26 protein-coding genes are annotated in these 25,313 nt (G+C 66.6%); 12 read left to right on the top strand and 14 right to left on the bottom strand.

Annotated features, from left to right (window positions below):
* Positions 1-46: 46 nt before the first annotated feature.
* The 5 genes from AC5P65_RS09700 to AC5P65_RS09680 form a co-directional block, all read right to left on the bottom strand.
* Positions 47-808, bottom strand: a complete 762-nt coding sequence (locus AC5P65_RS09700) for a heme ABC transporter ATP-binding protein (RefSeq protein WP_111098314.1) — start codon at positions 806-808, stop codon at positions 47-49.
* On the bottom strand, positions 805-1,848 hold the full coding sequence (locus tag AC5P65_RS09695; protein WP_111098315.1) for a FecCD family ABC transporter permease: 1,044 nt from the start codon (positions 1,846-1,848) through the stop codon (positions 805-807). Before AC5P65_RS09695 ends, AC5P65_RS09700 begins: the two co-directional genes overlap by 4 nt.
* Positions 1,845-2,894, bottom strand: a complete 1,050-nt coding sequence (locus tag AC5P65_RS09690) for a heme/hemin ABC transporter substrate-binding protein (protein ID WP_021201790.1) — start codon at positions 2,892-2,894, stop codon at positions 1,845-1,847. The genes AC5P65_RS09695 and AC5P65_RS09690 overlap by 4 nt, the downstream gene beginning before the upstream one ends.
* A gap of 51 nt (positions 2,895-2,945) precedes the next feature.
* On the bottom strand, positions 2,946-4,322 hold the full coding sequence (locus tag AC5P65_RS09685; protein ID WP_111098316.1) for a YncE family protein: 1,377 nt from the start codon (positions 4,320-4,322) through the stop codon (positions 2,946-2,948).
* Between the two features lie 122 nt (positions 4,323-4,444).
* Positions 4,445-5,473: an alpha/beta hydrolase gene (locus AC5P65_RS09680; RefSeq protein ID WP_111098343.1), complete on the bottom strand. Its 1,029-nt coding sequence runs from the start codon at positions 5,471-5,473 to the stop codon at positions 4,445-4,447.
* Positions 5,474-5,794: 321 nt separating this feature from the next.
* Here AC5P65_RS09680 and AC5P65_RS09675 point away from each other — a divergent pair, with 321 nt between their 5' ends.
* Complete coding sequence (locus AC5P65_RS09675) at positions 5,795-6,169, top strand: hypothetical protein (protein ID WP_021201787.1); 375 nt, start codon at positions 5,795-5,797, stop codon at positions 6,167-6,169.
* Positions 6,170-6,242: 73 nt separating this feature from the next.
* Here AC5P65_RS09675 and AC5P65_RS09670 read toward each other — a convergent pair whose 3' ends face one another.
* From AC5P65_RS09670 to AC5P65_RS09650, 5 genes are all read right to left on the bottom strand, one after another.
* Positions 6,243-6,614, bottom strand: a complete 372-nt coding sequence (locus tag AC5P65_RS09670; protein WP_111098317.1) for a DUF805 domain-containing protein — start codon at positions 6,612-6,614, stop codon at positions 6,243-6,245.
* Positions 6,615-6,802: 188 nt separating this feature from the next.
* Positions 6,803-8,101, bottom strand: coding sequence for a replication-associated recombination protein A (locus AC5P65_RS09665; protein ID WP_242015463.1), 1,299 nt, complete (start codon positions 8,099-8,101; stop codon positions 6,803-6,805).
* A gap of 251 nt (positions 8,102-8,352) precedes the next feature.
* Positions 8,353-8,991 (bottom strand): outer membrane lipoprotein periplasmic chaperone LolA, encoded by a 639-nt coding sequence (lolA, locus tag AC5P65_RS09660; protein ID WP_111098319.1) that lies wholly within the window; start codon positions 8,989-8,991, stop codon positions 8,353-8,355.
* A 111-nt stretch (positions 8,992-9,102) separates the two neighbouring features.
* On the bottom strand, positions 9,103-11,046 hold the full coding sequence (locus AC5P65_RS09655) for a DUF3857 domain-containing protein (RefSeq protein ID WP_111098320.1): 1,944 nt from the start codon (positions 11,044-11,046) through the stop codon (positions 9,103-9,105).
* 39 nt (positions 11,047-11,085) lie between these two features.
* Positions 11,086-13,446: a DNA translocase FtsK gene (locus AC5P65_RS09650; RefSeq protein WP_019659648.1), complete on the bottom strand. Its 2,361-nt coding sequence runs from the start codon at positions 13,444-13,446 to the stop codon at positions 11,086-11,088.
* Positions 13,447-13,679: 233 nt separating this feature from the next.
* Here AC5P65_RS09650 and trxB point away from each other — a divergent pair, with 233 nt between their 5' ends.
* The 6 genes from trxB (at position 13,680) to AC5P65_RS09620 (ending at position 17,973) form a co-directional block, all read left to right on the top strand.
* The gene (trxB, locus tag AC5P65_RS09645) at positions 13,680-14,651 is read left to right on the top strand and encodes a thioredoxin-disulfide reductase (protein WP_019659647.1); all 972 of its coding nucleotides are present in this window, start codon (positions 13,680-13,682) and stop codon (positions 14,649-14,651) included.
* Between the two features lie 102 nt (positions 14,652-14,753).
* Positions 14,754-15,878: a GNAT family N-acetyltransferase gene (locus AC5P65_RS09640; protein ID WP_111098321.1), complete on the top strand. Its 1,125-nt coding sequence runs from the start codon at positions 14,754-14,756 to the stop codon at positions 15,876-15,878.
* Positions 15,879-15,980: 102 nt separating this feature from the next.
* Positions 15,981-16,721 (top strand): leucyl/phenylalanyl-tRNA--protein transferase, encoded by a 741-nt coding sequence (gene aat, locus AC5P65_RS09635; protein ID WP_031269063.1) that lies wholly within the window; start codon positions 15,981-15,983, stop codon positions 16,719-16,721.
* Positions 16,722-16,807: 86 nt separating this feature from the next.
* Complete coding sequence (infA, locus tag AC5P65_RS09630; RefSeq protein ID WP_005409596.1) at positions 16,808-17,026, top strand: translation initiation factor IF-1; 219 nt, start codon at positions 16,808-16,810, stop codon at positions 17,024-17,026.
* Between the two features lie 171 nt (positions 17,027-17,197).
* Entirely contained in the window at positions 17,198-17,470 is a 273-nt protein-coding gene (locus tag AC5P65_RS09625) for a hypothetical protein (protein ID WP_019659642.1), read from the top strand.
* Positions 17,471-17,598: 128 nt separating this feature from the next.
* On the top strand, positions 17,599-17,973 hold the full coding sequence (locus tag AC5P65_RS09620; RefSeq protein WP_111098322.1) for a hypothetical protein: 375 nt from the start codon (positions 17,599-17,601) through the stop codon (positions 17,971-17,973).
* Positions 17,974-18,021: 48 nt separating this feature from the next.
* Here AC5P65_RS09620 and AC5P65_RS09615 read toward each other — a convergent pair whose 3' ends face one another.
* The 3 genes from AC5P65_RS09615 to clpA all read right to left on the bottom strand — a co-directional run bounded on the left by AC5P65_RS09615 (position 18,022) and on the right by clpA (position 21,059).
* Positions 18,022-18,309, bottom strand: coding sequence for a HigA family addiction module antitoxin (locus AC5P65_RS09615; protein ID WP_019659640.1), 288 nt, complete (start codon positions 18,307-18,309; stop codon positions 18,022-18,024).
* Positions 18,310-18,317: 8 nt separating this feature from the next.
* Positions 18,318-18,596 carry a type II toxin-antitoxin system RelE/ParE family toxin gene (locus AC5P65_RS09610; protein ID WP_019659639.1) on the bottom strand — a complete coding sequence of 93 codons (279 nt, stop codon included), beginning with the start codon at positions 18,594-18,596 and terminating at the stop codon, positions 18,318-18,320.
* A gap of 177 nt (positions 18,597-18,773) precedes the next feature.
* Complete coding sequence (clpA, locus tag AC5P65_RS09605; RefSeq protein ID WP_021201776.1) at positions 18,774-21,059, bottom strand: ATP-dependent Clp protease ATP-binding subunit ClpA; 2,286 nt, start codon at positions 21,057-21,059, stop codon at positions 18,774-18,776.
* Between the two features lie 138 nt (positions 21,060-21,197).
* Here clpA and AC5P65_RS09600 point away from each other — a divergent pair, with 138 nt between their 5' ends.
* On the top strand, positions 21,198-22,010 hold the full coding sequence (locus tag AC5P65_RS09600; RefSeq protein ID WP_111098323.1) for an APH(6) family putative aminoglycoside O-phosphotransferase: 813 nt from the start codon (positions 21,198-21,200) through the stop codon (positions 22,008-22,010).
* A 100-nt stretch (positions 22,011-22,110) separates the two neighbouring features.
* Here the strand turns inward: AC5P65_RS09600 and clpS are convergent, their stop codons facing one another.
* On the bottom strand, positions 22,111-22,437 hold the full coding sequence (clpS, locus tag AC5P65_RS09595) for an ATP-dependent Clp protease adapter ClpS (protein ID WP_019659637.1): 327 nt from the start codon (positions 22,435-22,437) through the stop codon (positions 22,111-22,113).
* A gap of 112 nt (positions 22,438-22,549) precedes the next feature.
* On the opposite strand from clpS, the gene AC5P65_RS09590 reads away from it, so the two are divergent.
* Genes AC5P65_RS09590 through hflD form a run of 4 tightly spaced genes read left to right on the top strand, consistent with a single transcriptional unit; the run spans position 22,550 to position 25,236 of the window.
* Complete coding sequence (locus tag AC5P65_RS09590) at positions 22,550-23,023, top strand: hypothetical protein (protein ID WP_111098324.1); 474 nt, start codon at positions 22,550-22,552, stop codon at positions 23,021-23,023.
* A gap of 1 nt (position 23,024) precedes the next feature.
* The gene (locus AC5P65_RS09585) at positions 23,025-23,486 is read left to right on the top strand and encodes an NUDIX hydrolase (protein ID WP_019659635.1); all 462 of its coding nucleotides are present in this window, start codon (positions 23,025-23,027) and stop codon (positions 23,484-23,486) included.
* Complete coding sequence (mnmA, locus tag AC5P65_RS09580; protein WP_021201772.1) at positions 23,483-24,625, top strand: tRNA 2-thiouridine(34) synthase MnmA; 1,143 nt, start codon at positions 23,483-23,485, stop codon at positions 24,623-24,625. Before AC5P65_RS09585 ends, mnmA begins: the two co-directional genes overlap by 4 nt.
* Entirely contained in the window at positions 24,622-25,236 is a 615-nt protein-coding gene (gene hflD, locus AC5P65_RS09575; RefSeq protein ID WP_021201771.1) for a high frequency lysogenization protein HflD, read from the top strand. Before mnmA ends, hflD begins: the two co-directional genes overlap by 4 nt.
* Positions 25,237-25,313: the final 77 nt, after the last annotated feature.

Genomic DNA, 25,313 nt, shown 5'->3' with positions numbered 1-25,313 from the left:
GAAAACGAAGCAACCATGATACCCGGAGCAACCCGGCGGCCTTCGTTCAGGTCACCACAACCAGCGGCACCCCGCGCCGCGGATGCTCCAGCACCACCACATCCTGCTGGTAGACCCGCTGCAGGTTATCTTCGGTCAGCACCTGCGGCGGCGTACCATCAGCGGCCACCCTGCCCTGCTCCAGCAGCACGATGCGGTCGGCATAGCCAGCCGCCAGGTTCAGATCGTGCAGCACCACGATCACGCACGCACCGGCTTCGGCACAGGCACGCACACTGCGCAGCGTGCGCTCCTGGTGGCGCAGATCCAGCGCGGCCGTCGGCTCATCAAGCAACAACAGCGGCGTGTCCTGCGCCAGCACGCGCGCGAACGTGGTGCGGGCCGATTCACCACCGGACAGCTGCTGCACCTCGCGCAGGCGCAGCGCCTGCAGTTCCGCGGCATCGATTGCCGCTTCCACCTGGGCGTCATCCACCACTGGATCCGGCGGATGCGGCAAACGCCCCATCGCCACCACTTCTTCCACGCTGAAGGCAAAGCGCACGCCGTGCTCCTGTGGCATCACCGCGCGCTCGCGCGCCAGTGGTCCGGCCTTGTAGCTGGCCAGCGGTTTGCCCAACAGGCTCACCTCGCCCGCATCGGCCCGCAGGTCACCGGCAGCCACCGCCAACAGCGTGGATTTGCCCGCGCCATTCGGTCCAACCAGGGCGGTCACCGTACCCGGCTCGAACGCCAGCGAGATGCCATGCAGGATCTCGCGCTGCTGGCGGCGCACCACCACCTCGTGCAGTTTCAGCAGCACGCTCATGGGGCCGCCTTGCGGCGCTGCTGCAGCACCAGCCAGAGGAAGAACGGTGCGCCCAGCGCGGCCGAGAACAAGCCCAGCGGAATCTCCGCGGGCGGATCGAGCGTGCGTGCGGCGGTGTCGGCCACCACGATCAGCAGCGCACCGAGCAGGCCGGACAACGGCAGCAGCCAGCGATGCCCGGGGCCGACCAACAGGCGCGCCACGTGCGGCACCACCAGGCCGACGAAGCTGATCGAGCCGGCAAAGGCCACCGCCGCGCCCACCAGCAGCGCACTGAACGCCACCAGGCGACGCCGCGTGCGGGTCACGTCCAGCCCCAGATGCTGCGCCTGGCGTTCGCCCAGCGCCAGCATGTCCAGCGGCGTGGCCAACCGCTGCAACGCGAACACGCCGATGGCAAACAGGGGCACCACCGCCGCCACATCGGCCCAGTTGGCACGCGCCAGCGAGCCCATCTGCCAGAACACCAGCGACTGCAGCTCGCTTTCGCTGGCGATGTAGGTGAGGAAACCGATCAGCGCCGAGCAGAACGCGGCCATCGCGATACCGACCAGCAGCAGCGTGGCGTTACCCGCGCCTTTGCCGGGCCGTGCCAACGCATACGTCAGGCCGATCGCCAGCGCGCCGCCGACGAAGGCTGCCACCGGCACCAGCCAGCCGGCCGCACCTGCAGCGCCGAGAACAATGGCAGCCACCGCACCCAGCGCAGCACCCTGGCTGACACCGACGATGCCGGGGTCGGCCAGCGGATTACCGAACAGGCCCTGCAGGCTGGCACCGGCCATCGCCAGAGACGCGCCCACCATCGCACCCAGCAGGGCACGCGGAATGCGCAGTTGCCAGACCACGGCCAGATCGCGGCTACTGACTGCCTGCGGATCCAGCAGGCCCAGCTTCACCGCAAGCGCCTGCATCACCTCCAGCGGCGGCAGCCGCAGCGGGCCCACGGCGAACGACGCCAGCACTGCCCCCAGCAGTGCCAGCAACGCCACCAGCAACATCGTCCGCCCGCGACGGCGGCGCCGATCCGCCGGACTCATGCCTTCGGCAACGCCGCCAGGGCCTTGGCCAGCGCCAGCGCGCCAGCACCGGAACCGACACTGGTGTACTTCAGCTGCACGTCCGGCATCACCCAGACCCGATTGGCCTGCCCGGCCGGGGTCTGCTTCAGCGTCGGGTATGCCTTCCACAGGCCCTCGGCACCGCCGAACAGCTGCAGGTCATGCTCGGTCACCAGGATCACCTCGGGCGCTGCGGCGACCACGCCTTCATTGCTCAGCTGCGAGTAGTTCTTCACCCCCGCCTCGGTGCCGATGTTGATGCCGCCCGCCAGTGCGATCAGCTGCGCCGACGCACTGTCGGCACCGGCGACGGTCGGAGAGCCACCGGCGCCGGTGGCCGAGACGTGGATCACTCGTGGTGCATGGCCCAGGCCCTTGCCAATCGCTGCAGCCTCGTCGAGCTGGCGCTGCACCTGCATGGCCAGTGCTTGCCCTGCCTCGGCCAGCCCTAGTGCGGCGGCGACCTTGCGCACCTTGTCCGGCGCCGGCTGCAGGTCATCGATGACCACCGCTGGCTCGCCCACCTCGCGCAGCTTTTTCGCCAGCTCGGTGTGGCGGCGCAGGCTGTTGCCGAGGAACAGCGAGCCCTGCAGGCTCAGCACGCCCTCCACGCCAGTGGTCCGGTTGAACAGGAACTGGTGCGGCGCGGCCAGGCCGGCCTGGGTGGTGGTGTTGGTCGGCGCGGCGAAGACCTGCTTGCCCAGCCCCAGTGCTTCGATCACCGCGATGACGTCGTCGCCACCGGCGATGATGCGACTGGTATCGGCCACTTCAATGTCAGCGCCATCGTCGGAATGCACCTTGGCCGGGAGCACCGCCTTCCGGCCGTGCACGGCCGGCATTTCGGCACCTGCCACGCGCTGCCAGCCTGCCGGCAGCGCGGTTTCCGCAGCGGGTGCCGTTGCTGCGGGCGACTCGGCAGGCGTATTGGCATCAGAGGGAGCCGACGAGCCACCACAGGCAGCCAGCGCCAGCGAAACAGCCAACGGAAGCGCACACAGGCGCAGACGGGACGCGATGTTCATGCACAATCTCCTTGCTGGCAGGGCGACGCACACGCCGCCCCACCGTGTGACTTACTGCTTCGGGGTGATGCGGGTGATGCGGTCACCCTTCGGGTCTTCGGCGCCGCGCGACTTGTTCACCGCGAACACGTTGCCCTTGCCATCGGCGCGCACATGGTTCGGCAGCGTGCCGCCATCAAGATTGGCGACCACCTTGCCGTCACCGTTCACCACGGTGACCGTGCCAGCGCCACGGTTGCTGACATAGGCCAGGCCGGAGGCATCATCGAAGGCGACGTTCAGCGCACCGGCGCCGACCGGCACGTCATGCAGCACCTTGCCGGCAGCCACGTCGACGATCAGCAGGTTGTCGGTGCCCTGCGAGGCCACGTACAGGCGGTTGCGCGCCGCGTCGAAGGCCACGCCCGAGGCACTGATCGAATTGCCCAGATCGATGACCTTCTCGACCTTGCCGCTGGCCACATCGATCACTGCCGCCTCCGGGGTGCCGATGCTGACGGTGAACAGCTTGCCGCCCTTCTCGTCCAGCACCAGGCTCATCGGGGTGAACTTGCCGTCGTCCACGCCGGATTCCAGCGTCACCTGCGGCAGTTCCTTGAGGGTCTTCGCATCGAACACCGTCAGGTGGTCCCCGCCGGTGGCAGAAGCGAACACTTTGCCGTGCGTACCGTCGACGACTACGTCGCGCGCGTGCGGCACGGTGTCGACCGGGAACTGGTGGACCAGCGACAGGTCCTTCTGGCGGTAGACCGCGATCGAGTTCTGGCGGGTATTGGTCACCCACACATTGCCGTTGGTGTCATCCACGCCCACGCCGTAGACCGCATACACCGCACCATTGGTGCTGCCCGGCACCTGCGCCGGGGTGATCGCCTTGGTCACCTTCAGCGACTTCGGGTCCAGCTTCAGCAGCTGCGACTGGGTCACCGGCGGGCGACCCACCGCCGAGGTCACGAACACCGCATTGCTGGCGGCGCTGTAAGCGGACTGGTACAGGCCCGGCACCAGCTTGCTGGACTGGGTGGCGAACTGCGCCTGGCCGGACAGCGGCAGCTGCGGCGAGACGCGCAGCTTCAGCACGGTGGCCGCAGCCGGTTGGCTGGCGCGCACCACCACCGGATGAGTGCCCGGCACCGCGTCGGCCGGAATGCTCAACTGGGTCTTGAAGTTGCCATCAGCATCGACCACCAGCGGCTGCGCGTTGAGCACGCTGTCACCGCGCAGCAGGCTGACCTTCTGGCCCGGCAAGAACCCACGGCCGACCACGTCGGCAGTGCTGCCGGGAACCACGTTCTCACCGCGTGAGACGACTTCACCCTTGAAGGTGGCGTTGGCCGGCTGGTCGAACACCGGCTGCGCGGTGGCGGTCACCGCCAGCAAGAGGCCGGCGGCGAGAGAGGTGAGACGGAAAGACGGACGGAACGACATGGAAGGCTCCTTGCACACGTAGGCCGCGCCACGCGGCGCGGGAGTCATCGGTTGCCTGGGCCGCTGCACGCCGGCAGCCTCGCCTGGGTAGTGGGGTCGCACGGCATCGCGTGCGAAGGCATTCATTCGGCGGCGTTGTCCCCGCCACTGGGCGCGCCATCGCCGGCGCTGCGGTCGGTCACGCCGTACAGTTCATGCAGCGCGGCATGGAACGAGGCCGGCAGCATCGGGCCGTGTCCCAGCCCCGGGAACTCGCGGTACTGCACGCTCAGGCCCGCCACCTTGGCCAGCCGCTCGGACAACTGCATCGCCGCATCCGGCGTGGCACCGCCAATGCGGCGCAGGTGCGCGACCACCCGTGGGTTGCTCAGGTCGCGCTTGCCACGATCGCCAACACGCTCGGCACCGCCCAGCATCAGCCAGAGCTTTGCCGGTTGGCCATGCACGTTCTGCACGAACTGCTGTTCCGGATCACCCAGCGCCGCGCCCTGGCTCCACCACAGCGAGGGACTGGCCGCCAGATAGGACTGGAAGGCGGCGGGACGGGTGTACAGCGCATTGAGCACGAACAGCCCGCCCAACGAGTGCCCCCACAGTGCTTGCTGCTGCGTATCGATGCGTGCGCGTCGCTCGACTTCCGGCTTGATGCGGCGCTCGATCACATCCAGGAAGGCCGCAGCACCACCGCCGACCGCCTGGGTCGTACCGCTCTCATCGTCCGCGCGGTCGATCCACGCGGTGTAGTCGCGGGTGCGCGCCTTGGAATCGATGCGCAGGTCGTTGTCGTAGCCGATCAGCACCAGCACCGGTGGCGCCTTGCGCGCGGCCAGTTCGGCAAGCAGCGGCTGGTCCAGGACCATGGCGACGGCGTTGCCATCCAGCGCGTACAGCACCGGCGAGGGCGTCTTGCCGGCGTTGGCCGGGATTGCCAGGTTCACACGCCAACGGCGCTGCTGGTCCGGGCTGCTCACCACGAACTGTTGAAAGCGATAGCTGGTCGCCGGCTCGTCGAGCACGGTGTGGCCGATCTTCTGCAGCGGATTGCGCTGCTGCGCATGGGCGTACGGGGTGGCCAGGAGCAGACCCATCATCAAGGCGGCCATGCCGCGGGCCAGTGGACCACGGCGCAAAGGCGGGACGAAATGCTTCATCAGCGGCGGCACGAGCGGCCGATGGCCGCCGGTTCACAAGGGACCGCAGTCTACCTTAAACGCGAATGATTATCACATCGATCAAATGTCACACTGTGTATCACGCGCGCGATGCGTTCATTTTCCCGGTTGCGCCAGAAACACCGAATCCACTATTTTGCCGGGCAGCAGGGCGCAGGAGCGCCCTTCCCTCGCAGGGCTGCGGATCGATGGGCAATCGAGCCATCGGCCGCGCCCTGTCCCTTGCCAAACCCATCCACGCATGGCGTGGATCTGCTCACCACCACCCACGGGAATGGATCCCGTGACTGCGAGAACATCTTGAAGCGCACCGCCCTGATCGCCCTTTCCCTCGGCCTGCTTGCACCGCTGGCCGCCCATGCCGCACAGGACCTGCCAACGCTCTACCAGGCCTTTGAAGAAGCCGGCAATTCGTCACTGGGTATGGACGAACTCAACCAGACGGTGACATTCACTGCCGTGGCACTGAGCGTTTCCAGCAACCTGGCGGGCGAACCGCTGATCGAGGCCGGCGATGACCAGGGCAATGTCCTGGCCCGGCTGACCAGCGACGATGAGCAGCAGGCGGCCAAGCTGGGCGCGCTGGAAGAAGGCGCGACCTTCACCGCCAGCTGCACGCTGCAGTTCAGCTCGGGAACGGATTACCTGTCCTTCGGCGATTGCAGCATCAAGTAAGAAGGAAGCCGGCGAAACGCCGGCTTCGTTTTCCCGTCCTGTAGAAGTCGAGCCATGCTCGACTCACGCAGTCTCACGGCCCCGCAGGCACCGGGCCGTAGACGTTCTCCTGCGGTGTACCCGGCAGCAGCGCGAACACGAAGATCACCAGGCCACCGAACGGAACAAAGGCCAGCAGGTACAGCCAGCCCGACTGGTTGCAGTCATGCAGGCGGCGCACGGTGACGGCGATGACCGGCACGAACGTGGCCAGCCAGAACACGACGAACAGGATGATCGACGCGATGCCCAGCATGTCGGACTGCATCACCAGCCCGGCGATGAGCGGCACCATCAGGACGGCCGAGACGATCAACAGGAACAGCTGGAACATCCAGTACTCGCGACGGTTGGCACGGCCCTCGAACTGGGCATAACGCTTCAACGGCAGAATCATTTCCTGCACGGCATCGATCCTTGAAAAAGTAGCCGCGCAGTCTGCCAAAGGAACGCCCGCAGGACAATGTGATGACGAACCACACTCGACCGCCATTAGCCCTGTAGAGCCGAGCCATGCTCGGCTGCTGTTTCCGCAGGTGCTGCTGGCTCGGTCCAGAGTGGAGTCGAGCGTGGCTCGACGCTACATGAGCCGACTCAACGGCCCTTTGCGGCCCGCGCCGCCTCGCGCTCGGTGCGCAGCCGATCCAGCTTTTCCTTCAGCTTGATCTCCAGGCCGCGCGGCACCGGGTTGTAGTACACCCGTTCGCCCATCGCGTCCGGAAAACCGGTCTGGTCCAGCGCGATGCCTCCTTCGGCATCGTGGTCGTACTGGTATTCGGCGCCGTAGCCCAGTTCCTTCATCAGCTTGGTCGGCGCATTGCGCAGGTGCAGCGGCACCTCTTCGGTACCGCTCTGGCGCACGTCGGCCTTGGCCTGGTTGAACGCGGCGTAGCCCGCGTTCGACTTGGCGGTGCTGGCCAGGTACAGCACCAACTGGGCGAACGCGAGCTCGCCTTCCGGGCTGCCCAGCCGCTCGTAGATGTCCCAGGCTTCCAGCGCCATGCTCTGCGCGCGCGGATCGGCCAGGCCGATGTCCTCGATGGCCATGCGGGTCAGCCGGCGCGCGAGATACGACGGATCGCAGCCGCCATCGAGCATGCGGGTCAGCCAGTACAGCGCAGCATCGGGGTTGGAGCTGCGCACGGACTTGTGCAGCGCCGAAATCTGGTCGTAGAACTGCTCGCCGCCCTTGTCGAAGCGGCGGGTACGGTCGGCCAGCACCTGGGTCAGGGTCTGCGGGGTGATGCGACCACCCTCCCCGCCCGCCAGTTCTGCGGCAATTTCCAACAGGGTCAGCGCACGGCGCACGTCACCATCGGCAGCGGTGGCGATTTCCAGCAGCAGCTCGGGAGCGACCTCGATACCCTCCTCGCCCAGGCCGCGCTCGCGATCCCCCAGCGCACGTTCCAGCGCTTCGACGATATCGGTTGGTGATACCGCTTCCAGCACATGCACGCGGCAACGCGACAGCAGCGCCGAATTCAGCTCGAACGATGGATTCTCGGTGGTGGCACCGACGAACAGGATGGTGCCGCGCTCGATATGCGGCAGGAACGCATCCTGCTGCGCCTTGTTGAAGCGATGTACCTCATCCACGAACAGCACGGTGCGGCGGCCTTCGGCGAAGCGTTGCGCGGCCTCGGCCAGCACCTGGCGCACCTCCGGCAGCCCGGACAGCACGGCAGAGATGGCGCGGAATTCCGCATCGGCGTACTCGGCCAGCAGCAGCGCCAGCGTGGTCTTGCCGCAGCCGGGCGGCCCCCACAGGATCATCGAATGCACGCGACCGGATTCGACTGCACGGCGCAGTGCGCTGTCCGGCGCCAGCAGGCGCTTCTGCCCGACCATTTCGTCCAGGGTGCGCGGGCGCATGCGCTCGGCCAGCGGGCGCATGTGTTCCCGATCAACGCTCAGCAGATCGGGGCCGGGGAAGGAAGTTGAACGATGTCTTGCCACCCGCTCATTGTACCGCGCCGCCCAACGGTAGCGCCGGGCCGTGCCCGGCGGGCGGGACGCGATGTCCGGTAGTGCCGGCCGCTGGCCGGCTGATCAACAGCGTGTCAACCAAGGTTGACACCCACCAAGGTGGTGCCGGTTGGCACCCACCAGAGCAGGTAGCGCCGGGCCATGCCCGGCGACCGCCATCAATTACCGATAACGTCTGTGCCCTTCGGCGGCGTAAAGCTGAAGGTGCCAGCCGCGAAGCCCGGGTTGCGCTTCCAGCCGCTGAAGCTGATCACGGTACGCTGGCCAACCGCATCGGTGATTTCCATCTTGGCCAGGCCCTGGGCGTTGAAGCCCAGCGCGGCGTACTGGAAGCTGGCTTCGGTCTCGCGCTTCGGCGACAGCGACAGCCACTGCAGGCCGTCGCGCTGCGCGGCCTCTTCACTGACGTCGTACTGCTGCTCCAGCAGCGCCGGGTTGATCAGTGCGGTCAGCGGGCTGTTCTGCTCTTCCTTGCCCTGCTCGCGCACGGTGGCCTGCTCCAGGTCCGGCTCGTACATCCAGACCTTCTTGCCATCAGCCACGATCAGCTGTTCGTGCGGGCGCACGTATTCCCAGCGGAACAGGCGCGGCGCCGACAGCGCCACACGGCCACTGGTCGATTCCTTCACCTTGCCACGGCTGTCGAACACCTGCTGGCTGAACTGGCCATCCAGCCCCTTCAGGCCACTGGTGAAGATCTTCAGGTCATCGCGGGCGCCAGCCCAGGCGCTGCCAGCGGCGGCGCAGGCCACGGCCAGGGTGGTGGTGGCAAGGAAACGGCGGAAGCGGAAGTTCATGCGGGAATCCTGTGGGCGCGGGCGCCAGGAAAGGTGGTTGCCAGTGTGCCCGGACAAAGATGAATGGGCGATCAGGGCGACATTATGCCGCCCTGAATGTGCATCGGCGATTCAGCCGCCCGAGCCGGGCAGCTTGCCGTACAGCACCTGCCCACGGAAGCCGCGCCGCACTTCGCGATACAGCGCGCGGAACGCCGGATAGTCCTGCGGCTGGCACAACGCCTCCGGCCCACGCACTGCATTCTGCTGCAAGCGGTGGTGCACGATCACCTCCTGCCCCTCGCGGCTCCAGTCCACCCGGTACTCACCCGCGGCGTTGCTGAAACGCTGGCTCGCTGGGATGGCGATGATCGGTGCATTGGCCGGGAACTGCAGGCGGTAGGTTTCCTCGCGCAGGCTGGCATTGCAGTAGAACGGGGTCTCGTTGGCCGGCGCCGAGGCGGTGGCGTACAGGCCACGCACCGACTCGCCACCCGGCGGATCCGGCACGGCCATGCCGCCGGCCACGCTGAAATCGGCGTAGTCCTCGGCCTGGAACGCCATGCGGTAGCCGAACGGCCGGGTCAGGTCGACCGGCACGCCCTGGATCTGCAGCTGCCCTCGCCCATCGAAACCAGACGAGGCCATGATCTGCTCTTCAGCGCGCGCACGGTTCTGCGCGTTGAGCTGGGAGAACTGCGCACGCATGCCGATCTCGGCGTTCTCGCCCAGTTTCGGAATGGTCTCGCCGCGCAGGTTGCCGTTGGCGTCGAAGGTAAACCGCACTTCCATCGAGGTGGCGTTACGCTCCGGCGTGTTGGCCGGGGTGCGCGCCAGCGTGGCGTCACGGGTACGCATCACCGGTGCACCCAGGTCACCCTCTGGCAGCTGACCGAAGCGCGCCCACGCGGTGGTCGAATCGAGGTACAGATCGAATTCGGGGATGTAGGTGATGGCGTGGTTGAAGCGGCCCAGCACCGGAATCTTCGGCAGCGTCGGGCCACCGCCCGCACCGATCAGCACCGGCGAGCTGGCGATGCCCTTGGCCGCCAGCAGCGCCTCCAGGATCGTCACATGGTCCTTGCAGTCGCCGTAGTGGTTGTCGAGGATGCTCTGCGCGCTGTTCGGCTCCAGGCCGCCGTTGCCCAGGTACACCGCCACATAGCGGATGTTCTGCGCGACCCAGCGATACAGCGCATCAGCCTGCTCGCGGCGGTCACTGATGCCGGCGGTGATCTCATCAGCCAGCGCCTGCAGCGCCGGGGTCACCTCGGCCGCCGGGCCCGCCTTGAGCTGGTAGGCGCGCCCCATCTGCGACCAGTCACGATACGTGCTGGCCATGATGTTCGGGCCGAACTCCCAGCCCGCCGCCGACCAGTTCTGCGCCGGCATCGCCTCACGACGCTGGTAGCGCCAGCGCCATTGCGCCTGGCCGTTCTTCACCGTCGGCCGGTCACTACCCTGCACGCCGCGGCTGTCGACGAACATCGGCAGGTTGGCCGGCGCACTCAGGGTGACCTCGGCGTCCTCGTACTCGGTGAAGACGTTGAAGGTCTCCCACAGGCCGAAATAGCCCGGGAAGTACGGCGTAGCCTGGGTGCGGCGCACCTGGTAGTACAGGCGCGTGCCCGGGGCCAGGTTCGGGAACACGATCACCCGCACCTTGCGGTCGGCATACATCGCCGCCGAGGCGCTGGAGTAGCTCTCCTGGGTGTAGATGCGGTCGGCCGGCACGTCGCGGCGCTGGCCATCGGCGGTGATGGTGTAGGCACCGAGCACTTCCAGCGTCTCCATCTTTTCGCTGTAGCTCAGCCGCACCTGGCTGAACTGCTCGACGGAGGCCTTGGTCTTGAGAAGGACTTCGTAGGTTTCGGTCTGCACATTGCCCGCATCGGGCCGCACCTGGTAGTCGGCGCGGTAACGGACAATGCTGAAATTATTGCTGGCTTCGGTATCGCCGCTGGTGGAAGGCGGCGCCGTGGCGGGCGCGGAGGTGGCGGTGTCTGCCAGTGCCGGGCCGGCAGCCATCAGGGCTACCAGCGCCAGCGCCAGCGCGCTTGGTACGGGGTGAAGCATGCGTCGGTTCCTTGGACGTCGTGGGGGATACGTCGGGTCTTACTTCGGCGGCGGCGGTGCCAGCACCGTGCGGTCGCCGTTGTGCTCGGGCGGGCTGACCACGCCGGCCGCTTCCATGGCCTCGATCAGTCGCGCTGCACGGTTGTAGCCGATCTTCAGCCGGCGCTGCACGCCGGAAATCGAGGCGCGGCGGGTCTCGGTGACCACCCGCAGCGCTTCGTCATACAGCGGGTCGGACTCGTCGCCGGCTGCACTGGTCTCGGGCAGGCCGGTGGCACCGACGACCACGCCGTCGCCCATCGTCTGCACCTCGTCCAGCACCCCGTCGACATAGTCGGCCGGGCCCATCGCCTTGAGGTGCTCGACCACGCGGTGCACTTCATCGTCGGACACGAACGCACCGTGCACACGCTCGGGCAGCGCGGTGCCCGGCGGCAGGTACAGCATGTCGCCATGGCCGAGAAGGGTTTCCGCGCCGGACTGGTCGAGGATGGTGCGCGAGTCGATCTTGGAGCTGACCTGGAAGGCGATACGGGTCGGGATGTTGGCCTTGATCAGGCCGGTGATCACGTCCACCGACGGGCGCTGCGTGGCCAGGATCAGGTGGATGCCGGCCGCTCGCGCCTTCTGCGCCAGGCGCGCGATCAGCTCTTCCACCTTCTTGCCGACGATCATCATCATGTCGGCGAATTCGTCGATGAAGATGACGATGAACGGCAGCGTCTCCAGCGGACGCGGTGCCTCGCCCAGCTCCGGGTTCGGCTTGAACAGCGGGTCCATCAGCGGCTGGCCGGCGTCCTGGGCTTCCTTCACCTTCTTGTTGAAGCCGGCCAGGTTGCGCACGCCCACCGCGCTCATCAGCTTGTAGCGGCGCTCCATCTCGGCCACGCACCAGCGCAGGCCGTTGGCGGCCTCCTTCATGTCGGTGACCACCGGCGCCAGCAGGTGCGGGATGCCCTGGTAGACGCTCAGTTCGAGCATCTTCGGGTCGATCATCAGCATCCGCAGGTCTTTCGGCGAGGCCTTGAACAACAGGCTCAGCACCATCGCATTGACCGCCACCGACTTGCCCGAACCGGTGGTACCGGCCACCAGCAGATGCGGCATGCGTGCCAGGTCGGCCACGGTCGGGCGACCGGCGATATCCTTGCCCAGCGCCAGGGTCAGCACACTGGCCGACTTGTCATATTCCTTCGAGCGCAGCAGTTCGGACAGGAAGATCATCTCGCGGGTGACATTGGGGATTTCCAGGCCGATCACCGATTTGCCCGGAATGACATCGACCACGCGCACCGACTTCACCGACAGGCCACGCGCGATGTCCTTGTCCAGCGAACTGATCTGGCTGACCTTGATGCCCGGTGCTGGCTCGATCTCGAAGCGGGTGATGACCGGGCCGGGATTGGCGCCGACCACCTGCGCATCGATGCGGAAGTCCTTCAGCTTGAACTCGATCTGCCGCGACAGGGTTTCCAGTGTTTCTTCGTCGTAGCCCTTCGGCTGCGGCTTGGGATCATCCAGCAGCGCCAGCGGCGGCAGGTCGGAACCATCGCCGTTGACGCCGCGGAACATCGGAATCTGGGTATCGCGCTTGGCCCGATCACTCTTCTCGATCACCGGCTCCGGACGCGGCTCGATCTTCACTGGCTCGCGCTTGGCGCGCACCTCGGCGTCGGCCTTGCGTACTTCCTGGCGTTCCTCGCGCATCACCCGGGTCTGCTTCCACTCGGTGACTTCTTCCTTCTTGCGTTCCAGCAACGGCGCCAGCGACATCACGCCGCGGCCGATCTTCTCCATCACCGTGAACCAGGACAGCCCGGTGGCCAGGGTGATCGAGGCCAGCAGCAGCACCAGCACGAACAGGTTCGCCCCCAACGCGCCGAAGCCCACCGTGAGCGAATTGCCGACCAGCTTGCCGAGGATGCCGCCGGCACTGGCGACATCGCCACTGAACAGGCGCACATGCAGGAAGCCGGTGCCGGCGATCAGGAAACCGACCAGACCGACCAGGCGCAATGCCGGATCCAGGTCGTTCTCGCCCTTGCTCTCGCGCTTGAGGCCGAACATGGCGATCCACGCCAGCGCGCCGAGCACCACCGGCAGCAGGAAGGCGATGTAGCCGAACAGCTGCAGCAGCACGTCGGCGATCCAGGCGCCGGCGCGGCCGCCCAGGTTGTGCACCGGCGCAACCACGCTGCCGGTGTGCGACCAGCCCGGATCAGTCGCTGAATAGGTGAAAAGACTGGCCGCCAGATACAGCAGGGCCGGCGCGATGGCGATCAGGCCCAGGTCGCGCCAGAGGCGCTGGCGGCGTGGATTGTCGGTCGTCGCCGCCGCGGCCGTGCGACGTGACGCCTTGCTGTCGTCGGACTTGGAGCGTTCGGGGACCTGCTTCGCCACCTTAGACCATACCTTTGGAATGCGCTGTTAGTGATTGATAATAAATGAGACGGCGTCAGTTTTCAGTTATGCGACGTCCGACAGGGCAATCCGAGGGCCGGAACCACTGCTGGATGACGGCGTTCCGTTCATCGGCTTGAATCGCCCTGCCCCAGCCGCCACTCTATGACCAGCCACGGATGCTGCGCAAACATCGCCAGCGCCTTGTCCCATCTACCTTTTCGCGAGTCTACATGAGCACCAGCCTGCCCTCCCGCCACCAGCGCCTCGTCATCCTCGGTTCCGGACCGGCCGGTTGGACCGCCGCCGTCTACGCCGCCCGCGCCAACCTGAAGCCGGTCGTCATCACCGGCCTGCAGCAGGGCGGCCAGCTGATGACCACCACCGAGGTGGACAACTGGCCGGGTGACGCCCACGGCCTGATGGGCCCGGACCTGATGGCGCGCATGCAGGCCCACGCCGAGCGCTTCGAGACCGAGGTCATTTTCGACCACATCCACACCGCCGACCTGTCGCAGCGCCCGTTCAAGCTGATCGGCGACAGCCACGAGTACACCTGCGATGCGCTGATCATCGCCACCGGCGCGACCGCCAAGTACCTGGGCATCCCGACCGAAGAGACCTTCAAGGGCCGCGGCGTCTCCGCCTGCGCCACCTGTGACGGCTTCTTCTACCGCGACCAGGACGTGGTCGTGGTCGGCGGTGGCAACACCGCCGTGGAAGAGGCCCTTTACCTGTCCAACATCGCCCGCAAGGTCTATCTGGTCCACCGCCGCGACACCCTGAAGGCGGAAAAGATCATGCAGGACAAGCTGTTTGCCAAGGTTGCTGCCGGCAAGATCGAGACCGTCTGGCACCACCAGGTGGAGGAAGTGCTGGGCAACGACGCCGGCGTGACCGGCGTGCGCGTGAAGTCGACGCTGGACGGCAGTACCCGTGACATCGACGCCCACGGCTTCTTCGTGGCCATCGGCCACCATCCGAATACCCAGCTGTTCGACGGCCAGCTGGCGATGAACAACGGCTACCTGGAGATCCGCTCGGGCCTGGGCGGCAACGCCACCCAGACCTCGGTGGAAGGCGTATTTGCTGCCGGCGACGTGGCCGACCAGCACTACCGCCAGGCGATCACTTCGGCCGGCTTCGGCTGCATGGCCGCCTTGGACGCCGAGCGCTACCTGGACGCCCAGGGCAAGGCCAGCTGAGAGGCTGACCCGCTCCTGCAGGGTCGAGCCACGCCCGACTCCGGATGATAGGCCGACGCCAGTGCGTCGGCCTTTCTGTTTCATCTGCCCTATCCTTCCCCCATGTCTTCCCCCCGCTTCCTCGACTCCCTGCAGTCCATTGCCGCGACCGACTGGGATGCCCTGCACGACGGCCGCAACCCCTTCGTCAGCCACGCCTTCCTTTCCGGGCTTGAACAGCACGGTTGCCTGCGCGAGGACTGGGGCTGGCAGGCCCAGCACTTCACGCTGTGGGAGGGCGGCACGCTGGTCGGCGCCATTCCGGGCTACCTGAAGACCAACTCTCACGGCGAGTTCGTGTTCGACCATGCGTGGGCCAACGCGTATGCGCGGCATGGCCGCGACTACTATCCGAAGTGGCTGGGCGCAGTACCTTACTCGCCGGTCACTGGCCCGCGGTTGTTGGCACGTCACGATTCAGGGCGCGCCGCCCTGCTTTTGGCATTGCGCGAGGCCCTGCCCGCGCTGGAGGTATCCTCGGCCCATATCAACTTCCACACCGCAGTGGACGAGGCCCTGTTCGGCGATGACTGGCTGCTGCGCGAGGACGTGCAGTTCCAGTGGCAGAACCCGGGTGACTGGGCGACATTCGAGCAGTTCCTCGGTGCGATGAACCACAAGCATCGGAAGAACATCCGCCAGGAACGGGCCAAAGTCACCCGCCAGGGAATCACCTTCCGCGTGGTACATGGCGACGAGGCCAGCCGCGCCGACCTGCAGGCGATGTACCGCTTCTACCTGCAGACGTTCCTCGAGTACGGCAACGCCCCGGCGCTGACCGAGGCCTTCCTGCGCCATCTGGCCATTTCATTGGGACGCGGGCTGGTGCTGTTTCTGGCCGAACAGGACGGCGAGCCGATTGCCGGCGCGCTGTGCCTGCGCGGTGGCGATACGCTGTACGGCCGCTACTGGGGCGGCGCCACCCTGCCCGGCCTGCATTTCGAGGCCTGTTACTACCAGGGCATCGAGTACTGCCTGCGCGAAGGCCTGAGCCGTTTCGAGCCCGGCGCTCAGGGCGAGCACAAGCTGGCGCGGGGATTCCTGCCGACACTGGTGCGCAGCCGACACTGGGTGGCCGATCCGGAGTTCGCAGAAGCACTGCAGGACTGGTGCCGGCAGGAGCGGCAGAGTGTGCGGCGGTACCAGCAGGAATTGCAGGGGCATGGTCCGTTCCGCGTAGAGCCGTAGAATCGGGCCGGATGAGGCCCCCGGAAAGGTGTGCCAACCAAGATTGGCACCGGCAGCGCGTGCGCATCCCAGTCGCATCACCACGGCGAATACAATGACGGCATGACCCGCCAGCTGCCCTGGCGCCTGGCCGATGCGCCGGACGCGCCCTTCCCTCCGGCCGAGACCGCACTGCGCCAGCCCGATGGCCTGCTCGCGGTGGGCGGCGACCTGCATCCGGTGCGACTGCTCAACGCCTATGCCGGCGGCATCTTCCCGTGGTTCAGCGAGGGCGAGCCAATCCTGTGGTGGTCGCCAGACCCGCGCATGGTGTTCCGCACCGAGGGCGTGCACCTGTCCAGCCGCTTCCGCCGCCAGTTGCGCGGCAGCACGTGGGAGATCACCGCCGACACCGCTTTCAGTCGTGTGATGCGTGCCTGCGCCGCAGCACCGCGACCGGGCCAGGACGGTACGTGGATCAGCCCGGCGATGGTCGAGGCTTATGGCCAGCTGCACGATCTCGGCTTTGCCCATTCCTTCGAGGTCTGGGACCGGCAGACGCTGGTCGGCGGCATCTATGGGGTGGCGATCGGATCGATGTTTTTCGGCGAAAGCATGTTCAGTGGCGCCAGCGGCGGCTCCAAGATCGCCCTGGCCGCCCTCGCATCCACCCTGCGTGACTGGGGCTGGGAACTGATCGATGCCCAGGTGGAGAACCCGCACCTGCTGCGGATGGGCGCCGAGCACCTGCCGCGCGCGGACTTTCTGGAGCACGTCCGTCAGGCCGTACACCGTGACGGCCGTGAAGGCCCCTGGACCCAGGCGGTCGGACGCTTGCCAGCACGGCGTTTGGCCGGGGGTTAACACAAACTTTGCAAGCCGGGCCCATCACGCGTAAAATACCGCGCCTTAGGCCCAGCGTGGCCGTTTTCTGAACCGCACAGGACTACATGTCGAAAGACGATTCCATCGAGTTCGAGGGCACCGTCAGCGAGACGCTGCCGAACACCACTTTCCGCGTTCGTCTGGAAAATGGGCACGAAATCATCGCCCACATCTCCGGCCGCATGCGCAAGAACTACATCCGCATCCTCACCGGTGACCGGGTCAAGGTTGAAATGACCCCGTACGACCTGACCAAGGGCCGTATCACCTACCGCATGAAGTAAGCGGTCGGCGCATTGCGCCACTCCTACAGGGCCGGCCTCGCTTCCGGCCCTTTGTCGTGCAAGGAATAAAGTCAAAGTCTCCGGGGCCGTTCGATTTTCGTCCTTGTCTGAAATCCAGCATCGCGCCGGAACTCTAGACTCAACGCGTTCTTCACAGAGGGCGCTGCGCGCATGACCTACCTGATCGTCCTGGACCCGCAGTCCGTCACCAGCCGCTGCTACGCCAGCAAGGGGCCGGACGGCACCTGGTTCGGCCAGCCCTGCCTGGTCTGTACCAGCATGGACGCATCCCACCCACTGTATCTGGCCGTGCAGCGCGAGGTCCCACACATGGGCAGCACACTCAAGCAGCGCCTGCATATTCCACATGAGGCAGTCGCATTCGTCATCGAGGATGGCGGCGACCAAGGGCGCCAGCAAGGATTCCGCTCAATCGCCGCCTGACGCGCCAAAGGTCATCGTGACCGATCTCACCGTGACGTCGGTCAGCCTTGCTTGCGGCAGATTCGCATTTGCAGCGGCTGCGGCAACCTGGAATCCGATCCAGTCCGGATCGCCGCCCCTGCCCCGCCATGAACCTGTCTTCCCTGCTGGTCCCCCTGGCTTTGTCTGCCATCACCCTGGCGCCGCCCGCCCATGCCGCTGGCACCCCGCCGGCGCAATGCGTACCACTGACCGGCGAACAGCAGATCGTTCGCGCCGGCGCTGACAGGAACGTCCTGCTTCGCGCCGGTGAAGACCACTATGTGGTGCATTTCCGCAACAGCTGCCCTTCTGCCGTGCTGGCCACCCGCCTCGGCTTCAAGACCGACGGCAAGGAGGCTGACGAGCTGTGCAGCGAGGGCCGAAGCGCTCTGGACACCGGTCGCGGCAGCTGCGAGGTTGCGCGCATCGAGCCGATCGATGCCGGGCGGTTCAAGCGCGAAGCGCGCCGCCGCAGCCGCTGACCCCGGAGAGGACAAGGGCGGCCGAAGCCGCCCTTGTCGCGAGATACGTCAACGCGTCGCGGCAACCAGCGACAACACTCTCGGTTGCGCGCGCTGCCGCGCCAACCAAAGATCGTAGCTGGATTGCAGCCCCATCCAGAAAACCGCGGTACTCACTCCCGCCATCTCCAGGCGGATAGCCAGATCGGGACTGATGCCCGCCTTGCCGTTCAGGACCCGCGAAAGGGCCACCCGTGACATTGCCAGGCGCTCGGCCGCCTCGGTCACAGACAGATCCATTGGATCAAAGACCATTGCCTTGATCGTCTGCCCCGGATGCGGATGGTGATGAATCATGCGCGACCTCAGTGATAGTCCAGGTAATCCAGCAGCTCCACGTCGCTGCCGGTGAAACGGAAGGTAATCCGCCAGTTTCCGTTGACCCATACAGACCAATGTCCTTTCAGGCCGCCCCGGAGCTTATGCAGGCGCAGCCCGGGCATGGCCAGATCCTCAGGACCCGAAGCCACATCCAGGATCGTCAGGATCATCAACACCTTGCTGGCATGACTGTGGCGGATTCCACTACTGCTGCCGGAACGGTAGAACCGCTCAAGGCCCTTGTGACGAAAACCGATGATCATTACTGTATCCTGTATCGTTACGCGATACAAACAGGGCAGCACCCCATCGCGACCAGAAGACAGCATTGGCACCTGCATTCCGTTCAAGCAAGGCCGCAGACGACAGGCCCACTGGAAACAACAAGGGCGGCCGAAGCCGCCCTTGTCATTCCCAGTCTTTCACGCCAAGCCTTCAGCTCACTCCACCGTAACCGGCAGCAGCCGCTCCGGCTCGGCCTGGGTCTCGACCACCAGCTCGTCGTCGCGGACATCGATGCTGACCTTGCCACCGTTGACCAGCTTGCCGAACAGCAGCTCGTCGGCCAGCGGACGCTTGATCTTGTCCTGGATCACGCGGGCCATCGGGCGCGCACCCATCAGCGGGTCGAAGCCGTGGTGGGCCAGCCAGTCGCGGGCGGTCGGGGTGGCCGACAGGCTCACGTGCTTGTCCTGCAGCAACATCTCCAGCTCGATCAGGAACTTGTCGACCACGCGCAGGATGTGCTCGAAGCCCAGCGCCTGGAACTGCACCACCGCATCGAGGCGGTTGCGGAACTCCGGGGTGAAGCTGCGGCGGATGGTCTCCATCGCATCGGTGGCATGGTCCTGCTTGGTGAAGCCGATCGAGCGCCGCGAGGCCTGTGCCGCGCCGGCATTGGTGGTCATCACCAGCACCACGTTCTTGAAGTTGGCTTCACGACCGTTGGTATCGGTCAGCACGCCGCGGTCCATCACCTGCAGCAGGATGTTGAAGATGTCCGGGTGCGCCTTCTCGATCTCGTCCAGCAGCAGCACGCAGTGCGGTGTCTTGACGATCTTCTCGGTCAGCAGGCCGCCCTGGTCGAAGCCGACATAGCCCGGAGGGGCGCCGATCAGGCGGCTGATCGAATGCGGCTCCATGTACTCGGACATGTCGAAGCGGACCAGCTCGATGCCCAGCTGCAGCGCCAGCTGCTTGGTCACCTCGGTCTTGCCGACGCCGGTCGGGCCGGCGAACAGGAAGTTGCCGATCGGCTTCTCCGGGTTGCCCAGGCCCGAGCGGGCCAGCTTGATCGCCGAGGACAGCGTCTCGATCGCCGGATCCTGCCCGAAGATCACCATCTTCAGGTTGCGCTCCAGATGCTGCAGCACGTCCTTGTCGGTGGCGCTGACCTGCTTGGTCGGGATACGCGCCATCTTGGCCACGATCGCTTCCACTTCCTCGACGTCGATCAGCTCCTTGCGCTGGCCTTCCGGCAGCAGGCGCTGGCGGGCACCGGCCTCGTCGATCACGTCGATGGCCTTGTCCGGCAGCAGGCGGTCGCCGATGTGCTTCACCGACAGGTCCACCGCCGCCTGCAGCGCTTCGTCCGAATAGGTCACGCTGTGGTGCAGCTCGTATTTGGACTTCAGGCCCTGCAGGATCTCGTAGGCCTCGCCCACGGTCGGCTCTACGATATCAATCTTCTGGAAGCGGCGGGCCAGCGCCCGGTCCTTCTCGAAGATGCCGCGATATTCCTGGAAGGTGGTCGAGCCGATGCAGCGCAGCTCGCCGGAGGCCAGCGCCGGCTTGATCAGGTTGGACGCATCCATGGTGCCACCCGACGCCGAGCCGGCGCCGATGATGGTGTGGATCTCGTCGATGAACAGCACGGCGTTGGGCACCTTCTTCAGCGCGGTCAACACACCCTTCAGCCGCTTCTCGAAGTCGCCGCGGTACTTGGTGCCGGCCACCAGCGCGCCCAGGTCGAGCGAGTAGATCACCGCGTCGGCCAGCACGTCGGGCACCGAGCCCTCGACGATGCGGCGGGCCAGGCCCTCGGCGATGGCGGTCTTGCCCACGCCAGCCTCGCCCACGTACAGCGGATTGTTCTTGCGGCGCCGGCACAGGACCTGGATGGTGCGCTCGATCTCATCGCCACGACCGACCAGCGGATCGATGCGGCCGGACCGGGCCTGTTCGTTGAGGTTGCTGGCGAATTCGGTCAGGGCATCGCCCTTCGGCTCGCCATCCCCGCCTTCCATGCGGCCCTCACCCTCGGAGGAAGAGGACGGCTGCTCGCCTTCCTCGCCCAGCTTGGCGATGCCGTGGGACAGGTAATTGACCACATCCAGCCGGGTGACATCCTGCTGGTTGAGGTAGTAGACGGCGTGGGAGTCCTTTTCGCCGAAGATGGCGACCAGCACGTTGGCGCCGGTGACCTCCTTCTTGCCCGAGGACTGCACGTGGTACACGGCCCGCTGCAGCACCCGCTGGAAGCCCAGGGTCGGCTGGGTGTCACGGCCGTCATCTTCGGCCAGGCGGGACACCGAGGCCTCGATGGCCTGCTCCAGCTCCTGGCGCAGGCGTTCGGCGTCGGCACCGCAGGCCTTCAGTACGGCCTGGGCGGACGGGTTGTCGAGCAGTGCCAACAGCAGGTGTTCGACCGTCATGAACTCATGCCGGGCCTCACGGGCGCGCTTGTAGCACTGGCCGATGGTGTGTTCGAGGTCTTTGCTGAACATGGATTACTCCGGCGGCAGATGGGAACAATATGCGGCCTGACTACGCGATTTCCATCACCCTAGCGGATTGCTGCGTTCAGATGGCGTTAGCACTGCAGAACGCTTGATCTTCATTCACTCCAGAAGACCTCAACCGGCATGAGCGAACCCTACCTGAGCCGCTGGCGATTGCGGCGTGATGGCCCGGCCATCTGCACGCCCCACGCCCGGCTCTGGCCGGTGCTGACCGCTGCCGGCGCGCCGGCGATGCTGAAGATCAGCAGCGAAGCGGAGGAGCAGAACAGCCACCGCCTGCTGCGCTGGTGGGACGGTGATGGCGCTGCCCGCTTGCTGGCCCACGAGGGGCCGGCAATCCTGATCGAGCGCGCCGAAGGCGATTCGCTGCGGCAACGCTCGATCGCGGGCGACGATGACGCCTGCACCACGGTCCTGTGCCAGGTCCTGCAGCGGCTGCACCGGCCACGGAGCGCACGCCCAGCGGAACTGGTCTGCCTGCGTAGATGGTTCGCCGACCTGCTGCAGCCAAGGGCTGCGCTGCCGCCACTGCTGGAACAGTGCAGATCACTGGCGGAGGGGGTGCTGCGTGACGAACAGGAGATCCGGCCGCTGCACGGCGACCTGCACCACGACAACGTGCTCGATTTCGGCGCGCGCGGCTGGCTGGCGATCGACCCGAAGCGGCTGCTGGGCGATCGCGCGTTCGATTACACGACGCTGTTCAGCAACCCGGACCTCTGCGGCCCCGGCATCCATGTGGCCACCCGGCCCGAGCGGTTTGCCGCGCGCGTAGAACAGGTGACCGCGCTGGCCGGCCTCGAGCGCACCCGCCTGCTGCGTTGGGTCGCTGCCAGCGCAGGGCTGTCGGCGGTGTGGTTCCGCGATGATGGCGACCCAGCGGTTGTGGACGAATCGGTCGCCAGGATGGCGTTGCAGGCGCTGGCGGAAGCGTGATCCGGCTGTAGAGCCGAGCCTGCGCTCGGCTGCTCTGCCAGCGATCTGGATACCTGCACGAACAGCAGCCGAGCATGGGCTCGGCTCTACAAAAGGCCGGTCAGGCCTTCTCCATCGTGCACAGCAGCGGATGCTGGTTCATCCGCGAATACTCGTTGACCTGGGCCACCTTGGTCTCGGCCACTTCGCGGGTGAACACCCCGCACACGCCACGGCCGCGGGTATGGACGTGCAGCATCACCTGCGTGGCCTTGTCCAGGTCCATGTTGAAGAACTGCTGGAGCACGTCCACCACGAAATCCATCGGGGTGTAGTCGTCATTGAGCAGCATCACCTGGTAGAACGGCGGCGGCGCCACTTCCGGGCGCGCAGGTTCTACGGCAACGCCGTGCTCGTGCTGGGAATCGGGGGAGGACTCATGGGGCATCCGTCCATTATAGAGGCTCGGAGAAGCCTGCGTCGGCCCGCCGCAGATTGGACGGCACGCACGGCCGCCGTCACAATTGCATCCTCTCTCAACACTGTTTCACAGGATCTTCATGAAAAGGACCCTTCTTGCCGCCCTGTTGATCGCCCTGGCTCCTGCCGGCGCCGCCACCGCCGCAACCACCGCCGACAAGTCCGTGGGCCGCCACCTGGACAAGCTGGGCTATACCTATGAAGTCGACGAGGACGGCGACTACCGCATGGTCTTCGACGTCGAGGGTGACCGCACCCAGATGGTCTACGTGCGCTCGGCGGTGGAAGATTTCGGCAGCCACAACATCCGCGAGATCTGGTCGCCGGCGTACAACGCCAAGACCAAGCAGTTCCCGGTGGCCGTGGCCAACCGCCTGCTGGAAGATTCGCAGGACGCCAAGATGGGCGGCTGGGTCAAGCAGGACACCACCGCCATGTTCGTGGTGAAGATCGATGCCGATGCCACCCCGGACCAGCTCAGCGACGCCATCGATGCGGCCATCCGCACCGCCGACGCGATGGAGCTGGAGCTGACCAAGAAGGACGAGTTCTGAGTTGAACGCCACGCCGGACCCGCGCTGGGCACCGCACGCCACCGTCGCCACGGTGGTGGTCGACGGCGGCCGCGTGCTGCTGGTTGAAGAGACCATCGACGGCCGCCAGGTGCTGAACCAGCCTGCCGGCCACCTCGAGCCGGGCGAAAGCCTGGCCGAGGCAGCCCTGCGCGAGACCCGCGAGGAAACCGGCTGGACGGTGCAGCTGACCCATTTCATCGGCTGCTACCAGTGGACTGCCGGCGACGGCACCGCGTTCCTGCGCTTCTGCTACGCCGCGCGCCCGCTCTCGCACGACCCGGCGCAGCCGCTGGACACCGGCATCGACCGCGCGCTGTGGCTGACCCCGGCCGAACTGCAGGCCGCCGGCGAGCGCCAGCGCAGCCCGCTGGTCTGGCAGGTGGTGGCTGATTACCTGGGTGGCCAGCGCCATCCGCTTTCGCTGGTCCGGGAGGTCGCATGAGCACGCCGCGCGTGATGGTGGGCGTCTCCGGTGGCGTAGACTCTTCCGTCGCGGCCTGGCGCCTGGTACAGCAGGGCGAGGCCGTGGCAGGCCTGTTCATGCAGAACTGGGCCGACGACGGCAGCGGTGACTGCCGCGCTGAGGATGACCGCCGCGATGCGGTCGCCGTATGCGGCCTGCTCGGTATCCCGTTCCACTTCCGGGACTTCTCCAGCGAGTACTGGCAGGGTGTGTTCGAGCACTTCCTGGCCGAGTACGCCGCTGGCCGCACGCCGAACCCGGACGTGCTGTGCAACCGCGAGGTGAAGTTCAAGCATTTCCTGGATGCCGCCCGCGAGCTGGGCGCCGAGCGCATCGCCACCGGCCATTACGCGCGCGTAGCCCAGCGCGGTGGCCAATGGCTGCTGCTGCGTGGCGCCGACCGCTCCAAGGACCAGAGCTACTTCCTGCACCAGCTGGGCCAGGCGCAGCTGGCAGCGACCCTGTTCCCGATCGGCGACCTGGAAAAGACCGACCTGCGCCGGATTGCGCGCGACGTCGGCCTGCCGACCCACGCCAAGAAGGATTCCACCGGCATCTGCTTCATCGGCGAGCGCGACTTCCGCGACTTCCTCGGCCGCTACCTGCCGGCCAAGCCTGGGCAGATCGTGGACCCGGCCGATGGCACCGTGATCGCCGAACACCCGGGCGTGTTCTATTTCACGCTGGGTCAGCGCGAGGGCCTGAACATCGGCGGCGTACGCGGCCGCCCGGCCGCACCGTGGTACGTGGTCGGCAAGGATGTGGCCAGCAACGTGCTGTACGTCGACCAGGACCGCGACAGCAAGTGGATGCTTTCCAACCGGCTGCGTTCGGAAACCGCGCACTGGATCGCCGGCTCGCCGCCGGCACGGCGCTTCGAATGCACCGCCCAGACCCGCTACCGCCAACCTGACGAGCCGTGTACGGTCCAGGTGCTGGACGATGGCAGCGTGCTGGTCACCTTCGCGCGCCCGCAGCGTGCCGTTACCCCCGGTCAATCGCTGGTGCTGTATGACGGTGATGTGTGCCTGGGTGGCGCGGTGATCGCCGCCACCGATGCGCCGCTGGAACAGCGCCTGCGCACCACCCCTTCCCCTTTTGAGGTATCCGCTGCATGAGTTTCACTGTCGACGACCGCGTCCTGGCCCTGGCCGGCATTGCCCAGGCCCTGCAGCAGGTCCGCCGCATCGCCGATACCGGCCATTCCGACGCCGCCGCCGTGCGCACCGCCGTGGACAGCGTGTTCCGCGTGGATGCGTCCTCGCCGCAGGCGGTGTTCGGAGACCGCCATGCACTGAAGGCCGGGCTGCGCCTGCTGCACAACTACTTCCGCAACCAGGGCCAGGATCCGATCCTGCCCAAGCTGGCCCTGTCGGTGCTGCAGCTGGAGCGCCGCTTCGTGCAGGATGGCGCCACGGTGAACAAGGTCGCCTCGGGCATCGAGCGCGCCCAGCGCCAGGCCGCCGAGCTGGGCGACAGCGGCCACCCGGATGTGCTGGCCAGCCTGGGCAGCCTGTACGCGGACACCATCAGCCACCTCAAGCCGCGGGTGATGGTGCAGGGCAACCCGCACTACCTGGGCCAGGCTGGCGTGGTGGCCGAGATCCGCGCCCTGCTGCTGGCAGCGGTGCGCTCGGCGGTGCTGTGGCGGCAGCTGGGCGGCAGCTACTGGGACTTCCTGTTCGGCCGCAAGGCGATGATCGAGGCGGTGGACCGCCAGCTGGCGTAAGCGCATGGGGTCTGGGCGCTTTTCCATGGAAAAGGGAATCGGACACCGAATCACCGCCAGCGCCGGAAAACCGGCGC

The organism is Stenotrophomonas sp. YJH_SMC_48-3, from assembly GCF_059369375.1.
This window is presented reverse-complemented; position numbering and strand designations above follow the sequence as displayed.

What these genes read in the sequence shown, in the direction of transcription:
- AC5P65_RS09700 (WP_111098314.1), bottom strand. Translation starts at nt 808, where the DNA reads ATGAGCGTGCTGCTGAAACTGCACGAGGTGGTGGTGCGCCGCCAGCAG.
- AC5P65_RS09695 (WP_111098315.1), bottom strand. Translation starts at nt 1,848, where the DNA reads ATGAGTCCGGCGGATCGGCGCCGCCGTCGCGGGCGGACGATGTTGCTG.
- AC5P65_RS09690 (WP_021201790.1), bottom strand. Translation starts at nt 2,894, where the DNA reads ATGAACATCGCGTCCCGTCTGCGCCTGTGTGCGCTTCCGTTGGCTGTT.
- AC5P65_RS09685 (WP_111098316.1), bottom strand. Translation starts at nt 4,322, where the DNA reads ATGTCGTTCCGTCCGTCTTTCCGTCTCACCTCTCTCGCCGCCGGCCTC.
- AC5P65_RS09680 (WP_111098343.1), bottom strand. Translation starts at nt 5,473, where the DNA reads ATGAAGCATTTCGTCCCGCCTTTGCGCCGTGGTCCACTGGCCCGCGGC.
- AC5P65_RS09665 (WP_242015463.1), bottom strand. Translation starts at nt 8,101, where the DNA reads ATGCGCCCGCTGGCCGAGCGCATGCGCCCGCGCACCCTGGACGAAATG.
- lolA (WP_111098319.1), bottom strand. Translation starts at nt 8,991, where the DNA reads ATGAACTTCCGCTTCCGCCGTTTCCTTGCCACCACCACCCTGGCCGTG.
- AC5P65_RS09655 (WP_111098320.1), bottom strand. Translation starts at nt 11,046, where the DNA reads ATGCTTCACCCCGTACCAAGCGCGCTGGCGCTGGCGCTGGTAGCCCTG.
- trxB (WP_019659647.1), top strand. Translation starts at nt 13,680, where the DNA reads ATGAGCACCAGCCTGCCCTCCCGCCACCAGCGCCTCGTCATCCTCGGT.
- AC5P65_RS09640 (WP_111098321.1), top strand. Translation starts at nt 14,754, where the DNA reads ATGTCTTCCCCCCGCTTCCTCGACTCCCTGCAGTCCATTGCCGCGACC.
- aat (WP_031269063.1), top strand. Translation starts at nt 15,981, where the DNA reads ATGACCCGCCAGCTGCCCTGGCGCCTGGCCGATGCGCCGGACGCGCCC.
- infA (WP_005409596.1), top strand. Translation starts at nt 16,808, where the DNA reads ATGTCGAAAGACGATTCCATCGAGTTCGAGGGCACCGTCAGCGAGACG.
- AC5P65_RS09625 (WP_019659642.1), top strand. Translation starts at nt 17,198, where the DNA reads ATGACCTACCTGATCGTCCTGGACCCGCAGTCCGTCACCAGCCGCTGC.
- AC5P65_RS09620 (WP_111098322.1), top strand. Translation starts at nt 17,599, where the DNA reads ATGAACCTGTCTTCCCTGCTGGTCCCCCTGGCTTTGTCTGCCATCACC.
- AC5P65_RS09615 (WP_019659640.1), bottom strand. Translation starts at nt 18,309, where the DNA reads ATGATTCATCACCATCCGCATCCGGGGCAGACGATCAAGGCAATGGTC.
- AC5P65_RS09610 (WP_019659639.1), bottom strand. Translation starts at nt 18,596, where the DNA reads ATGATCATCGGTTTTCGTCACAAGGGCCTTGAGCGGTTCTACCGTTCC.
- clpA (WP_021201776.1), bottom strand. Translation starts at nt 21,059, where the DNA reads ATGTTCAGCAAAGACCTCGAACACACCATCGGCCAGTGCTACAAGCGC.
- AC5P65_RS09600 (WP_111098323.1), top strand. Translation starts at nt 21,198, where the DNA reads ATGAGCGAACCCTACCTGAGCCGCTGGCGATTGCGGCGTGATGGCCCG.
- clpS (WP_019659637.1), bottom strand. Translation starts at nt 22,437, where the DNA reads ATGCCCCATGAGTCCTCCCCCGATTCCCAGCACGAGCACGGCGTTGCC.
- AC5P65_RS09590 (WP_111098324.1), top strand. Translation starts at nt 22,550, where the DNA reads ATGAAAAGGACCCTTCTTGCCGCCCTGTTGATCGCCCTGGCTCCTGCC.
- mnmA (WP_021201772.1), top strand. Translation starts at nt 23,483, where the DNA reads ATGAGCACGCCGCGCGTGATGGTGGGCGTCTCCGGTGGCGTAGACTCT.
- hflD (WP_021201771.1), top strand. Translation starts at nt 24,622, where the DNA reads ATGAGTTTCACTGTCGACGACCGCGTCCTGGCCCTGGCCGGCATTGCC.